Origin of the sequence: Pseudomonas sp. DNDY-54, assembly GCF_019880365.1 — a bacterium.
Taxonomy (GTDB): Bacteria; Pseudomonadota; Gammaproteobacteria; order Pseudomonadales; family Pseudomonadaceae; genus Stutzerimonas; species Stutzerimonas stutzeri_P.
In genome coordinates this window covers 3,169,534-3,184,263 of sequence record NZ_CP082271.1, presented here as the reverse complement: position 1 = coordinate 3,184,263, position 14,730 = coordinate 3,169,534, and the positions used below count along the sequence as shown (strand labels likewise).

13 protein-coding genes are annotated in these 14,730 nt (G+C 61.6%); 4 read left to right on the top strand and 9 right to left on the bottom strand.

Features of this window, described 5'->3' with window-relative positions; genetic code table 11:
• Positions 1-39 precede the first annotated feature (39 nt).
• A complete protein-coding gene (locus K4O48_RS14710; RefSeq protein WP_222909135.1) occupies positions 40-231 on the top strand; it encodes a hypothetical protein in 192 nt (63 codons plus the stop codon).
• 4 nt (positions 232-235) lie between these two features.
• Positions 236-667 carry a GNAT family N-acetyltransferase gene (locus K4O48_RS14705; protein ID WP_222909134.1) on the top strand — a complete coding sequence of 144 codons (432 nt, stop codon included), beginning with the start codon at positions 236-238 and terminating at the stop codon, positions 665-667.
• A gap of 1 nt (position 668) precedes the next feature.
• On the opposite strand, the gene rlmF is transcribed toward K4O48_RS14705, so the two are convergent.
• The 9 genes from rlmF to K4O48_RS14660 all read right to left on the bottom strand — a co-directional run bounded on the left by rlmF (position 669) and on the right by K4O48_RS14660 (position 12,337).
• Positions 669-1,673, bottom strand: a complete 1,005-nt coding sequence (rlmF, locus tag K4O48_RS14700; protein ID WP_222909133.1) for a 23S rRNA (adenine(1618)-N(6))-methyltransferase RlmF — start codon at positions 1,671-1,673, stop codon at positions 669-671.
• A 45-nt stretch (positions 1,674-1,718) separates the two neighbouring features.
• Positions 1,719-2,888, bottom strand: coding sequence for a YbfB/YjiJ family MFS transporter (locus tag K4O48_RS14695; RefSeq protein ID WP_222909132.1), 1,170 nt, complete (start codon positions 2,886-2,888; stop codon positions 1,719-1,721).
• An 85-nt stretch (positions 2,889-2,973) separates the two neighbouring features.
• Positions 2,974-4,803 (bottom strand): SLC13 family permease, encoded by a 1,830-nt coding sequence (locus K4O48_RS14690; protein ID WP_222909131.1) that lies wholly within the window; start codon positions 4,801-4,803, stop codon positions 2,974-2,976.
• A 10-nt stretch (positions 4,804-4,813) separates the two neighbouring features.
• Entirely contained in the window at positions 4,814-5,107 is a 294-nt protein-coding gene (locus tag K4O48_RS14685) for a helix-turn-helix domain-containing protein (protein WP_222909130.1), read from the bottom strand.
• A gap of 67 nt (positions 5,108-5,174) precedes the next feature.
• Positions 5,175-6,557, bottom strand: a complete 1,383-nt coding sequence (nhaD, locus tag K4O48_RS14680) for a sodium:proton antiporter NhaD (RefSeq protein ID WP_222909129.1) — start codon at positions 6,555-6,557, stop codon at positions 5,175-5,177.
• A gap of 357 nt (positions 6,558-6,914) precedes the next feature.
• Positions 6,915-9,749, bottom strand: coding sequence for a valine--tRNA ligase (locus K4O48_RS14675; RefSeq protein WP_222909128.1), 2,835 nt, complete (start codon positions 9,747-9,749; stop codon positions 6,915-6,917).
• 170 nt (positions 9,750-9,919) lie between these two features.
• Positions 9,920-10,279, bottom strand: coding sequence for a DNA polymerase III subunit chi (locus tag K4O48_RS14670; RefSeq protein WP_222909127.1), 360 nt, complete (start codon positions 10,277-10,279; stop codon positions 9,920-9,922).
• Between the two features lie 122 nt (positions 10,280-10,401).
• On the bottom strand, positions 10,402-10,821 hold the full coding sequence (locus K4O48_RS14665; RefSeq protein WP_222909126.1) for a DNA polymerase III subunit chi: 420 nt from the start codon (positions 10,819-10,821) through the stop codon (positions 10,402-10,404).
• 22 nt (positions 10,822-10,843) lie between these two features.
• Positions 10,844-12,337: a leucyl aminopeptidase gene (locus K4O48_RS14660; RefSeq protein WP_222909125.1), complete on the bottom strand. Its 1,494-nt coding sequence runs from the start codon at positions 12,335-12,337 to the stop codon at positions 10,844-10,846.
• Positions 12,338-12,524: 187 nt separating this feature from the next.
• Here K4O48_RS14660 and lptF point away from each other — a divergent pair, with 187 nt between their 5' ends.
• Positions 12,525-13,646, top strand: a complete 1,122-nt coding sequence (gene lptF / locus K4O48_RS14655) for an LPS export ABC transporter permease LptF (RefSeq protein WP_222909124.1) — start codon at positions 12,525-12,527, stop codon at positions 13,644-13,646.
• The gene (gene lptG, locus K4O48_RS14650) at positions 13,639-14,700 is read left to right on the top strand and encodes an LPS export ABC transporter permease LptG (protein ID WP_222909123.1); all 1,062 of its coding nucleotides are present in this window, start codon (positions 13,639-13,641) and stop codon (positions 14,698-14,700) included. The genes lptF and lptG overlap by 8 nt, the downstream gene beginning before the upstream one ends.
• Positions 14,701-14,730: the final 30 nt, after the last annotated feature.

Here is a 14,730-nt window from a genome sequence, read left to right as displayed (position 1 = left end):
AAAAAGCTGCGGCATGCAGTTATCTGGAGCCACCGAACCATGTCCACCCTTACCGAACTCGCCCAACAGATCGCTCAGCTTTACCCGCTGCAGGACAAGCGCGTTGGCAAGCGCTACCGCGTCGTGGGAGAGCTTGCCGGCATGACCGAGCTGGAAGAGATCAACGGCGCGCCGCGCTATATCCAGACACTGGCGCTGAAGAACAAGCAGCTCTGGGATATCGCGGTCTGAGGTGATGCCCTGCATCCGCGAGGCGCGGCGTGACGACGGTCGAGAAATCGCTCGGTTATTAGGCGAACTCGGTTATCCCGATAGCGGTGATTTCATCGACCGTCGCATCCAACAACAACTGAACCATGACGATGCCTGTCTGCTCGTGGCAGAAGGGGATGGCGGTCAGTTGATCGGCTTCATTTCCCTGCATTTCATCGCTCAACTGGCGCTCGAAGGTGATTTCTGCCGAATCAGCTATCTTTGTGTCGATGCGACGGCTCGCGGTCAAGGGCTCGGGGCGCTGCTGGAGCAGGCTGCCGAACAGCGTGCCCGGGCGCGAGGCTGTGACCGCATCGAGCTTCACTGTGATATCCGTCGCGAAGCATCCCATCGCTTCTATGCCCGGCTGGGCTACGAAGACGCCCCGAAATACTTTCGCCGGTCGCTGACCTGAATCAGCCCGGTTTCGGCTTCCAGCGTGTGGCGCGCCATTCACGCTGCTGGTCGTCGGTGAGAAAGGTCCAGGCGACGAAGCGGCTGCGCTTCTGTCCTTGAGACATGTCCGACACCCGCACCATTCGGGCGCCGAGCTTCTTCAGTCGCGCTTGCAGCGGCTGCACATTACCGGCCTTGGAGACCAAGGTGCTGAACCAGCACACCTGCGGTGCCACGCTGCGACTTTCGTCGGCCAGGCGTGCGATGAAAGCCGCCTCGCCCCCGTCGCACCACAGCTCCGCCGCCTGGCCGCCGAAATTCAGGGTCGGTAGCGTGCGCTTCGGGTCGAGCTTGCCGAGGTTGCGCCACTTGCGCTGGCTGCCACTGCTGGCTTCGGCCTGCGAGGCGTGGAAGGGCGGGTTGCAAAGCGTAATGTCGAAGCGGTCATCGGGCTGCAGTAAATGCTCGAAGATATGCGGTAAGTGAGCCTGCTGGCGCAGGGTGATGCTTTTGCCCAGGTTGTTCGCCGCGACAATGGTACGTGCCGAAGCCAGGGCGATCGGGTCGATGTCCGAGCCGGTAAAGCGCCAGCCGTATTCGCGGGTCCCGATCAAGGGGTAAATGCAGTTGGCGCCGGTGCCGATGTCCAGCGCGTGGATGCTGGCGCCACGGGGTATCTGGCCGTTGTTTTCGTCCGCCAGCAGGTCGGCCAGCCCGTGCAGGTAGTCGGCTCGGCCCGGGATGGGTGGGCACAAATAGCCGGGCGGTATATCCCAATGAGCGATGCCGTAGAACTGCTTGAGCAGCGCCCGGTTGAACACGCGCACGGCGTCCGGGTTGGCGAAATCAATGCTTTGTTTGCCGTAGGGGTTGATGATCACGAAATCGACCAACTCCGGGCTGCCTGCAATCAGCGCCGGGAAGTCGTATCGCCCGGTATGGCGGTTGCGCGGGTGGAGTGTGGCCTTGCCCTCGGCGGGCTTGGCGGCGCGCGAGGGCGCTTTGGGGGATTTCGGGATTGTCATGTTTGGCGGCTGGGTACGGTAAAAGCGGGCATTGTCCCACAGGACTCAACCGCGGCGTGGAACCAACAGCATCCACACCAGCCCCCACAGCAGCGCGCCCGCACCGAGCCAGAAAGCACTGTGCAGGGAGCCGCCCATGTTCAGCCAAACACCGGTGAGCCAGGGGCCGGCCAATTGCGTGAGGCTGTACAGCGCGATCAATGCAGCGGACAGTCGGGGCCCCTGATGAGGGTGAAGGGTGCGCGCCAATCGCTGGGTCAACAGCACGGTGCCGAGAAAGGTGCCGCCGACCAGTACGGCGCACAGCAGAATGCCCGACGCGCCCGGCAGCAGCAGTGCGGCCAGGACGCCCGCGAGCTGCGTAACGTAGCTGAAGCGCAAGGCCAGGGTGTCGCCGAGCAGCGCACCCAGTCGGTTCCATAGCCAGGGCGACGGCAGGGTGGCAACCGCGACGACCAGCCAACTGCTTTCGACCAGGATGTCACCGGGTTCGACCTGCAACCGCGCGACCATTGGTAGAAAGGTCATCGGCAGGATGTAACCCATTCCCGCGCCGGCATAAGAGAGAAACAAAGGCGTGCTGGCTCGATCCAGCAGACGGCCGCTTCGCGGCTGGGCACTGTCCTTGTGCGCGTCCTCGGGTGGCATGTCCAGACCGGCCAGTTGTTGCCATCCCCACCAGGCGAGGGGGATGGACAACAGCGCAGCCGGCCACCAGCGTTCCGGGCCCTCAAGCACACCGTTACTGAGGCTCACCATGAAGCTGGAGACAATCAGCCCGACGCAGACGCCAAGGTAGACCAGCCCGCTGGATGAGGTGCGGCGATGACGCGCGAGCCACTCGAGAATCAGCGAAGGCGCCTGGACGAAGACCAGACCATTGCTGATGCCGTTGAGCAGGCGTAGCGCCGACAGGACCTCCACGGACTCCGCTTGGGTTTGTGCAAGCGTCGTCACGACATGCAGCGCCAGTGCCACGGGCAAGCTGCGGCGAATCTGAGGGACCCGATGCCAGCGCAAGGCCAGCAATGCACCGATCAGATACCCCAGATAGTTCCAGCTGGCGATGCTCGCGCCTTGCTGCACCGTGAGCACGCCATCTTCCACCAGCCACGGCAGCAACGGCGTGTAGACGAAACGCCCCAGCCCGTGGACGACGAGCAGCAGCGTCGCACCAGCCAGGAGAACAGGAAACAGAGCAGGGCGTTGGGACATGGAGGGCGACCGGAAAGCTGGGATGCCGTCCAGCTTACCGGCAGCGGTGAAAGTCAGCCACGCTACGGATGGCTGAGGCCGCCCATCACAGCGGGAAAAGCAGCGGAACCAGCAGCACCGACGTCAGCATCACCAGCAGCGTGAAGGGCACACCGATGCGTACGAAGTCGGCAAACCGATAGTTTCCAGGCCCGAGCACCAAGGTGTTCACGGGAGAGGAGATTGGCGTCATGAAGGCGGCCGAAGCGGCCAAGGCAATGATCATGGCGAAGGGGTAAGGCGAGGCGCTCAGCTGGTCGGCGGTGGAGATTGCAACCGGCGCCATCAATACGGCCGTCGCCGTGTTGGAGATGAACAGGCCGATGATGGCGGTGAGCAGGAACAGGCAGGCCAGCAGCGCGTGCGGGCCCGCGTCTCCGAACGCACCGATCAGCACCGATACCGCCAGTGCAATGCCGCCTGTCTTTTCCAGCGCCAGGGCGAAGGGCAGCATGCCGACGATCAGGACCAGGCTCTGCCAGTGGATGGCCTTGTACGCGCTGTCCATGTCGATGCAACGAAACAAGCCCATGACCAGGCAACCGATCAGCGCGGCGAGCACGTTGGGCACCAGTCCGCTGACCATCAGCGCCACCATAACGGCGAGCCCCAGCAGCGCGAAGGGCGCCTGGTTCGCAGCGGGCGCCACGTCATCGACTTCAGCCGGCAAACTCAAAACGAGGAAATCGCGGCTGATGCCTTGCAGGCGGTGAATGTGCTTCCAACTGCCGGCCACGAGCAATGTGTCACCGGTTTTGAGTTTCTCATCGACCAGCAGGCCTTGGAGCGCTTCGCGGTGGCGCCGAAGCCCCACCACGTTCAGCTTATGCCTGGAGCGGAAACCAAGCGCCTGAATGGTTTTTCCAGGAAGGCTGGAGTCGGGTGGCAGCGCTACCTCGGCCAGCCCGAGCTCGCGGGCGTGGTCGGCATAGTAGGAGGTGTTGAGCTGCAGGGGAGTGAGGCCCAGCTCTTCATAAGCGCCGAGCAACCCAATCGCCGGGCTCGCCAGGTCGACCAGCAATACATCGCCCACCTGCAGTTGGCTGTTACCCGTGGCGATCAGCAGCAGGCGCCGGAACCGTTGCTGCCGCTCGATGGCAATGACGTTGATGCCGTATTGAGTCCGTAGCTTCAGTTCATCGAGCGCCTGGTTGGCCAGCGGTGAAGCGGGCAGCACACGAAGCCTGCGCTCGCGCTCCGGCAGCCGATAGCGCTGAGCGAGCGCCGCCAGCGTGTCTCGCGGCTCGGTTGCCTCGTCCCGCTGCCCGGATCGCCCAAGCCAGCGGCGCGCCACCAGCATGTAAATGATGCCCAACACGAGGATAGTCAGCCCGATGGGCGCGAAGCTGAAGAACGCGAAGCCGTCGAATCCGGCCCGCCGTAACTCACTGTGCACCACCATGTTCGGCGGCGTGGCCACCAGCGTGAGCATGCCGCTCATCAAGCCGGCAAACGCCAGCGGCATCATCAGCCGCCTCGGCGAGACGTTCATTTTAGCGGCGATGGTGAGCACCACCGGAATGAAGATAGCCACCACACCGGTCGAGCTCATGACCGAACCCAATCCGGCCACTGCCAGCATCAGCAACATCATCAGACGCGTTTCGCTGCTGCCCGAGGAGCGCATCAGCCATTCGCCGAGCCGATAGGCTATGCCGGTGCGCACGAGGCCGTTGCCGATCACAAACAACGCGGCGATCAACACGACGCTGGGATCGCTGAAGCCGGCGAGGGCTTCCGGCACGCTCAGTACGCCGGTTAGCGGAAGGGCAACCATGGCGAGCAGGGCGACAACGTCCATCCGAGGACGGTTAAGAACGAACAGCCCAACGCAGGTTGCCAGTAGTGCAAGAACCAGCAATAGGTCGAGATTCATGAGGGGGTGGTCAGGGGTAACCGAGGGCGGATTTGAGCTGGCTGACGTGGCGGTCTATCCACTGTCGATCGATCGCGCCCCAGTCATGAATGCGGTACTGACCGGAATTGTTGCGCTCGCCATCTTCCTGAATGAAGCGGCAATCAATGTCGATTTCCGCCAGTGCTGCCAGGGTATCTTGCGCGGTACGCCTGGGCATGCCTGTTGCGGTCATCAACACGGGGACACTGGTGGCTGTGCCGGTATCGATCAGCCAGGCGACGTAGAGTCGACGGTAGAAACTGCTTTTGGTCTTGCTGATCATTCGCTCTTCCTGATCACCCGAACCGTCAAGCCTGTCTGGCTCCAACGGTTCGGGCGTTACCTGTCAATTAACGCAGTGCGAGCATGCCGATGTAGGTGACCGCGCCGGCAGTGTAGCCGAGGAAAGCCAGCAGACTCACGCGCTTGACGTACCAGGTGAAGCTGATCTTCTCCATTCCCATCGCGGCTACACCGGCCGCCGAACCGATGATCAGCGTGCTGCCGCCGGTACCGGCGCAGTAAGCCAGCATCTCCCAGAAGTTACCGTCCACGACAAACTGCGACAGCCAGGCGGTTTCCCCGGGTTCAGCTGCCGCCAGCATGGCCGGGCTCACCAGTGGGTACATCTTCATCGAGCCGGCTACCAGCGGCACGTTGTCCACGACAGCCGACAACAGGCCGATGGTGTAGTTGATTGGATAGATATGGCCCATCGACTCACGCAGCGCCGTGGCCACCTGCGTCAGATGCCCAGCGGTCGCCAGCGCCGCAACAGCCAGGAGGATGCCGAGGAAGAACAGCACGCTCGGGGTATCGACCTTGCGCAGCACGCCGACCACCGACAGCGGATGCTTGTGCTCGTCTTCCTTGTGGCGATGCAGAAACTCGGTGGCGACCCACAGCACACCCAGCCCGAACAGAATGCCCATATACGGAGGCAGGTGCGTGACAGTCTTGAATACCGGCACGAACACCAGTGCGCTCAAACCAAGCCCTAGCACCATGTTGCGCTCGAACGCGGTGGTTGCCGGCGGGTTCCGCTCAGCCAGGTGCGCCCGCGCACGCGGACGAGGCACCTCACCGCGCAGCCGGAAGCTCAGGATCAACAGCGGCACCAGCAGGCAGACCAGGCTAGGCAGAAACAGTCCGACGATCACGCCGGGTGCTGTGATCTGATTGCCGATCCAGAGCATGGTGGTCGTGACGTCACCGATGGGCGACCAGGCCCCGCCTGCGTTGGCCGCGATGACCACGACGCCGACGAACAACCAGCGCTCCGGGCGGCCGCGGATGAGCTTGCGCAGCAGCGAGACCATCACGATGGTGGTGGTGAGGTTGTCCAGCGCCGCCGACAGGAAGAAGGTCAGAAACCCGATGATCCACAACAAATGCACACGCTTTCGCGTCTGGATGCGGTCAGTGATGACTTTGAAGCCTTCGTGCGAGTCGATCAGCTCGACGATGGTCATGGCGCCGAGCAGGAAGAACAGAATCTCCGAAATCTCGCCGAGATGATGCCGCAGCGACTCGACGACCACCGCGGATGAATCCCCGGGATCATGGCTGCCTGGCTGCAATAGCGGGACGATGTGGTCAGCACCGAGTACCAATGCCGTCCAGCACAACACTGCAGTCAGAATGGCCGCAGCGGCCTTGTCGATCTTTAGCGGGTGCTCGAAGGCTATGCAGAGATAACCCAGCACAAAGATAACAGCCATGAGTACATACATCGGAGGGTCTCCATTTTTTAGAAACTGTACCGGGCCATTCGGATAGGCGATGGCTGGCTCGGTGGCAGACAGACTAAAAAAGGACGACGTGCGGCGCGTGTGAATTAAGTGTGAAAACCGCGATACGGGAGGAAATACCACGTCGTGACGGCTGCGCGTACGGCTACCCGATAGGGCTAGCTTCGCTGCTGACTTACTTCATGTCGAAAGCGGTCTCGCGTCGTTCTAGCCTGTCAGGTTGGATTCGATTGGATGTGCGACATAGTGTATCGGCCGCATCGGTTTTTACTTGTCATCAATCAAGACGGGTGGCCTTAAACAGAAAGGCCAGCACCTAAGTGCTGGTCTCCGCGTTCGTTACAGGCTCGCGATGCGCGCGCGCTGTTCCAGCAGTTGGGCTTTGGCCTGTTCGGCCTCGGCCAGTTTCGCGCGTTCCTTATCGATCACTTCTGCCGGCGCCTTGTCGACGAAGCCGGCATTGGCGAGTTTGCCGCCGACGCGTTTCACTTCGCCGTCGAGTCTGCCAATCTCCTTGTCGAGGCGAGCCAGTTCGGCTTCTTTATCGATCAGCCCCGCCATGGGAACCAGTACCTGCAGATCGCCCACCAGCGCCGTGGCGGACAGCGGTGCTTCTTCGCTAGCGGCAAGGACCCGAACGCTCTCCAACTTGGCCAGCTTCTTCAGCAGCGGCTCGTTATCGGCGAGGCGACGCTGGTCGGATTCGCTGGCATTGCCCAGCACCACATCGATGCGCTTGGCCATGGAGATGTTCATTTCGCCACGGATCTGGCGGATGCCGAGCATGAACGCCTTGACCCATGCGATATCGTTTTCGGCCGCCTCATCGAGGCGCTCAGGGTTGAATTCCGGCCAGGGTTGCAACATCAGGGTCGGGCCGGATTTGCCCGCCAGTGGCGCAACGCGTTGCCAGATCTCTTCGGTGATGAACGGCATGAAGGGATGTGCAAGCCGTAGGGCCGTTTCCAGTACGCGCACCAACGTGCGGCGAGTGCCGCGCTGGCGTTCGATACTGGCGGTTTCGTCCCACAGCAGCGGCTTGACCAGCTCCAGATACCAGGCGCAATACTCGTCCCAGATGAATTCGTACAACGCCTGAGCAGCCAGATCGAAGCGGAAGGCTTCGAGTTGGCGGGTCACTTCGGCCTCGGTGCGTTGCAGCGCCGAAATGATCCAGCGATCCACCGAAGACAGCTCGACGGGTTCGTCGTTGATTCCTGTGTCCTTGCCCTCGGTGTTTTCGAAGACGAAGTTGGCGGCGTTCCAGATCTTGTTGCAGAAGTTGCGGTAGCCCTCGACGCGACCCATGTCGAACTTCACGTCGCGGCCCGTGGAAGCCAGCGAGCAGAAGGTGAAGCGCAGCGCGTCGGTGCCATAGCTGGCGATACCGTCGGGGAATTCGGCGCGGGTCTGCTTGGCGATTTTCTCGGCCAGCTTGGGCTGCATCATGCCGCTGGTGCGCTTTTGCAGCAGCTCGTCCAGGGTGATGCCGTCGACGATGTCCAGCGGGTCGAGCACGTTGCCCTTGGACTTGGACATCTTCTGGCCCTGGCCGTCGCGAACAAGCCCGTGCACATACACCGTCTTGAACGGGATCTGGCCGGTCAGGTGGGTCGACAACATGATCATCCGGGCCACCCAGAAGAAGATGATGTCGAAGCCGGTAACGAGTACGTCGGTCGGGTGGAAGGTCTTGAGAAAGTCAGTCTGTTCAGGCCAGCCGAGGGTGGAGAACGTCCATAGGCCAGAGCTGAACCAGGTGTCCAGAACGTCTTCGTCCTGACGCAATTCGACCTCGGTGCCGAGGTTGTAGCGAGTGCGGGCTTCCATCTCGTCGCGGCCGACATAGACATTGCCGGCCTCGTCGTACCAGGCCGGGATGCGATGACCCCACCACAGCTGACGGCTGATGCACCAGTCCTGGATATCACGCATCCAGCTGAAGTACATGTTCTCGTATTGCTTGGGTACGAACTGGATCTCACCGCTCTCGACGGCCTTGATCGCCTTGTCTGCCAGCGGCTTGGTCGAGACATACCACTGATCGGTCAGCCAGGGTTCGATGATGGTGCCGGAGCGGTCACCGCGCGGGACTTTCAACGCATGGTCGTCGATTTTCTCGAGCAGGCTCATGGCTTCGAACTCAGCGACGATGGCTTTGCGCGCATCGAAACGATCCATATGCGCGTAGCCGTCGGGCAGGCTCGCGTCGACTTTGTCGTTCGGCGTGCCGTCGATGTTGAACACCTGCGCGCGGGCCAGCACAGCAGCGTTGCGATCGAAGATGTTGATCAGCGGGAGGTGGTGGCGCTTGCCGACCTCGTAATCGTTGAAGTCGTGGGCGGGCGTGATCTTTACGCAGCCGGTGCCGAACTCAAGGTCGACGTAGTCGTCGGCGACGATGGGAATCAGGCGGTTCACCAGCGGTAGCATGATGTGGCGGCCGATGAGGTTCTTGTAGCGCTCATCCTCAGGATGCACCGCGACGGCAGCGTCGCCCAGCATGGTTTCCGGGCGGGTCGTAGCAACGACCAGGTAACTTTTGCCGTCGGCGGTTTTGCAGCCATCGGCGAGCGGGTAGCGCAGGTGCCAGAGGTGACCTTTCTCGTCGTGATTCTCGACTTCAAGGTCGGAGATCGCGGTGTGCAGCTTGGTGTCCCAGTTGACCAGGCGCTTGCCGCGGTAGATCAGGCCATCTTCGTGCAGACGTACGAAGGCTTCCTTGACCGCATTGGATAGGCCCGCATCCATGGTGAAGCGTTCACGCGACCAGTCCACAGAGGAACCCAGCCGGCGGATCTGACGGGTGATGTTGCCGCCGGACTCTTCCTTCCACTCCCAGACCTTCTCCAGAAATTTCTCGCGGCCAAGGTCGTGACGGCTGACACCCTGGGCACCCAACTGTCGCTCGACCACCATCTGGGTGGCGATGCCGGCGTGATCGGTGCCTGGCTGCCACAGCGTGTTGCGCCCCTGCATCCGGCGGAACCGAATCAGCGCGTCCATGATCGCATTATTGAAGCCATGACCCATGTGCAGGCTGCCGGTGACGTTCGGCGGCGGGATCATGATGGTGTAGGACTCGCCTGAACCCTGGGGGGCGAAATAGTTATTCGATTCCCAGGTCTGGTACCAGGAAGTTTCGATGGCGTGCGGCTGGTAGGTCTTGTCCATGCGGCGGGACCCTTAGAACGGCTGATCGGAAAAGCGGGCAAGTATAAAGGCAAAGTGCACGGGCGGCAGAACCGCAGTGCCGCTTTTATCCCGCTGCCGCGAGGGGGAGCTGCCGATACGCATCGCAGCTCGGCGCCCTCAGCGGCGCATGGTGGTGTGCTTGCTGCTGCTCAGGAGCGATGGGATTTGATCAGCTTCTCGGCGCGGGACTCCAGGCGACGGCGCAGTTCGGCCTCGATCTGCGGCACAAAGTCATCGATCACATCCTGCAGAATCAATTGCGCAGCAGTGCGAAGCTCGTGATCGAGATGGCGCTCGGCAAGGGTGCGAAAGGCTGTGCGCACGGCCGGCTCCCGCGGTTCGAACTCGGGTTCAGCCGAGGCGGGCTCAACAACTTCCGAGAGCAGCGGAATGCTGTCTGGATCGAGCGTCTCGCTCAGCAGCGGAGCGTCTTGATCGCCGAGCAGGGCGCGGATGGATTCCAAGTCATCGAGAAGATGGGTGGCTTTGGAGGGGGGCGTTTGCGTCATGTACGGTGATTTCCAGAATTACGCGTCCAGGCGGAGAGGTGGCGCTCCTGAAAGGGCATCAGCCCGATAGCCATCTATGCGACGGCGGCGGCAGAGTTTGGAGCTGCAGCGCTCAGGGCTCGCTACAGCTCAACCCTCTTTGGATCATAGCCGCGCTGTCGATAGAGACGAAAATTGTCCCGGCAAACGGTCAGTAGTTCGGGTTGCTGATTGACGATCTCTATCACCCGGCTGAACTGATCGAGATGCGGCGACAGGGTCGCTGACAGATTGATCAGCAAACCCTGTGCTGCCGCGGGCGGCTGTTCCATGCCGATCACAACGGGCGCATGTGGATCGTCTTCGTGAAGCTCGTGCGGGATGAAGCGTTCGGCGCGAAAACTCCATAGGAGCTCGTCCAGTTCGCTGCATTGCTGGTTGTTCTGGCAGCGAATGAATACCGGCATGCCATGTTGCCAACCCTTGCTTGCCAGCTGGCAGGCGGCTCGGGCGCGGCCTGCCGGTTCGCTGTCGGGCAGCACGTAAAACTCGATGCGTGTCATGCCCGGTTCCTGCTCACGAATCTCATGCCTGCTCTGCTCGATCCAGCAGGTACTGGGTCAGCAGCGGGACCGGACGGCCCGTCGCGCCTTTCTCCTTGCCGCCGCTGATCCATGCAGTGCCCGCCACGTCCAGATGCGCCCACGGATAAGCCTTGGTAAAGCGCGAGAGGAAGCAGGCGGCGGTAATCGTGCCGGCCTTCGGTCCACCAATGTTGGCGATGTCAGCGAAGGGGCTGTCCAGTTGCTCTTGGTATTCGTCGAATAGCGGCAGCTGCCAGGCACGGTCATCGGCCTTTTGGCCGGCGCCCAGCACTTGCTGCATCAATACGTCGTTATTACCCAGCAAGCCAGACGTGTTGCTGCCCAGGGCGACGATGCAGGCGCCGGTCAGCGTAGCGACGTCGATCACGGCGCGAGGCTTGAAGCGTTCGGCATAGGTGAGCGTGTCGCAAAGGACCAGCCGGCCTTCGGCGTCGGTATTGAGAATTTCGACCGTCTGCCCGCTCATGGTGGTGACGATATCGCCCGGGCGGGTGGCATTGCCGCTGGGCATGTTTTCCGCACAGGCGAGCAGACCGACGAGATTGATTGGCAGCTGAAGCTCTAACGCCGCGCGGAAGGTTCCGAGCACGCTGGCAGCACCGCACATGTCGTACTTCATCTCGTCCATGCCCTGGCCGGGCTTGAGGCTGATGCCGCCGGTGTCGAAGGTGATGCCTTTGCCTACCAGTGCGTAGGGCTGTTCACCTTTCTTCCCGCCGTTGTATTGCATGACGACGATGCAGCCCGGCTGATCGCTGCCTTGCGAGACGGCGAGGAACGAGCCGGCACCCAGCTCACGCAGCTTCTTTTCGTCGAGAACGTCGACTTTCAGCCCTTTGAAGGCCTTGCCGAGCTGCTTGGCTTGGTCCGCTATATAGCTCGGATGGCAGATGTTCGGCGGCAGATTCCCAAGATCACGAGCGACGCTCATGCCAGCGGCGATCGCGGCAGCATGGCGTGTCGCCTGCTCGACCGCAGCCTGGTCAGCTTTGTCCGCTAGCAAAGTGATCTTGGCGAGGGCAGAGCTGTCGTTCTTCTTGCTCTTGAACTGATCGAATACGTACTGGCTATCCGCGATGACTTCGACCAGCGTGCGGGTTTTCGCATAGGTATCGCGATCCTTGACGAGGACGTCTTGTACCGCAAAGGTCGCGTCGTTGCCGCCGAGCCCTTTGAGCACGCCGTACGCTGCGCCCGCGATCTTGCGCCACTGGCGTGCGTCCAGTTCGCCGTCCTTACCCGTGCCGACCAGCAGTACTCGGTCGGCTTTCAGGTTGGCCAGGCTATGCAACAGCAGGGTCTGGCCCGGCTTGCCTTGCAGGTCGCCACGTTTGAGCACCGCACTGATGGCGCCGCCGCTGGCTTGGTCCACGCTCTGGGCGATGGCGCCGAGCTGCTGGTCTTCACCGACTGGAAGAACCAGCGTGGCCGTTTTTGCCACAGCTGCTTTGGTGTTTTTGACAACGAATTCCATAGCGTTTAGTCCCCAAGACAAAGAGTCGGGTTTGCAGGATAATGCCGGGCTTATTTTCCGGTGGTTCGTCCACCGGGGCGCTGACAGCTGCTACGTGCCTCTTCAGCGCCCTGTTGCGGGCGGACCGGCTGTTTGGCGGCTAGTTTGAGCGTAGCCGCCGGAGCCTGACAACCCTGGAGTGTCCGGTTTGATTGTCTTTCGTTACCTGTCCCGTGAGCTTTTGGTCACCCTGAGCGCCGTGAGCGCTGTCTTGCTGGTGATCATCATGAGTGGCCGTTTCATCAAATACCTGGCGCAGGCCGCGCAGGGGCTCCTCGATCCAGGCGTGCTTTTGATGATCATGGGGTTCCGGCTACCCGGGTTTCTCCAGCTTATTCTGCCGCTGGGCCTGTTCCTCGGCATTTTGCTCGCGTACGGACGTCTCTACCTCGACAGCGAAATGACCGTTCTCTCCGCCACGGGCATGAGCCAGCGCAGGCTACTGGCGTACAGCCTGGCCCCGGCGGCACTGGTTGCCGGGCTGGTGGGTTGGCTCAGTCTCGGATTGGCACCGCAAGGCGTCGCCGAGGTTGATCGCATCCTCAATGAGCAGGATTCGCTGACCGAATTCGATACGCTGGTGCCTGGGCGCTTTCAGACCCTGCGCGACGGAACTCGAGTGACCTACACGCGCGAGCTGACAGCTGATCGCACCGAGCTGGCCGGCGTTTTTATTTCTGAAACCAATCTTTCAAGCGCCACCGGCGAAAAGCGCGGACTGTCTGTGCTGGTCGCTGAAAGCGGTCGTCAGGAGGTTCAGCCTGATGGCAGTCGTTACCTGATCCTGGAAAACGGCTTTCGCTATGACGGTAATCCCGGTCAGGCCAATTATCGCGCGATCCAGTACGACACCTATGGTGTGTTGCTGCCCAAGCCGAACGTCAGTGTCGAGTTGAGCGAGCGCGAGGCGATGCCGACGCGCGACTTACTCGGCAGCACTGACATTCGTCTGCAGTCGGAGCTGCAGTGGCGGCTTTCGCTGCCCCTGCTCGTATTTGTCGTCACGCTGCTCGCGGTGCCGCTGTCGAAAGTGAACCCCCGCCAGGGCCGCTTTCTCAAGCTGCTTCCCGCCATCCTTCTGTATATGACCTACCTGGCTCTGCTGATCGCGGCCCGCGGCTCCCTGGATAAGGGGCGGATTCCCCCAGCGCTAGGGCTTTGGTGGGTACATGTCATTTTCTTTGCGATAGGGATGCTGATGCTCTACTGGGAACCGATGAGGCTCGCCATGGACAAGCGCCGTGCTGTATCGAGGGCTGCCCATGCGTAAGCTCGACCGCTATATCGGCAGCCATGTCTTGCTGGCGATTCTGACCGTGCTGGGCATCATCGTCGGCTTGGCATTGCTGTTCGCTTTCATCGATGAGCTGGGCGATGTCAAGGGTAGCTATGGTTCGCTGAACGCCGCCGTCTACGTTTTGCTTACAACGCCGTCACGGGTCTATGAGATGTTGCCAATGGCTGCACTCATAGGTTGTTTAATCGGTCTCGGCACGCTCGCCAGCAGCAGCGAACTGACCATCATGCGTGCCGCTGGAGTGTCGCTGGGTCGGATCGTGCTGGCAGTCATGAAACCGATGCTGCTGCTGATGCTGGTCGGTGTCTTGATCGGTGAGTACGTCGCACCCTGGAGCGAGAACATTGCGCAGGCCAGTCGGTCGTCGGCGCAGGGGGCCGGCGAAGCGCAAAGCAGCAAGCGAGGACTCTGGCACCGCCAAGGCGATGAGTTCGTGCATATCAATGCGGTGCAGCCAAGTGGTCTGCTGCTCGGCGTCACCCGTTACCGTTTTGATGATCAGCGGCAGCTGCTGTCGGCAAGTTTTGCCCGTCGGGCGCGCTACGTGGAGGATGAGTGGCTGTTGACCGACGTCGCCACTACACATTTCCGTGGTGAGCATACGGAAGTCACCAAGACAGCTGAAGAGCGCTGGGACGTGCAGCTCACACCGCAGCTGGTCGGCACCGTGATCATGGAGCCGGACGCTCTGTCGGTCACCGGACTATGGCGCTATATCCACTATCTCGGTGATCAGGGTTTGAACAATGGCCGCTATTGGCTGGCGTTCTGGACCAAGGTGCTGCAACCAGTGGTGACGGTAGCGCTGGTGCTGTTGGCGATCTCCTTCATCTTCGGGCCGTTGCGCTCGGTAACGCTCGGGCAGCGAATCTTCACCGGTGTGATCGTGGGTTTCGTTTTTCGTATTCTGCAAGACCTGCTGGGACCTGCGAGCCAGGTGTTCGGCTTCTCGCCACTGCTTGCGGTAGCGGTGCCGGCCGGCCTTTGCGCGCTCGCTGGCGTATTCCTGCTACGCCGGGCTGGCTAGCGCAGCGGGTTGTGGAGGAGGGGCCTTTCG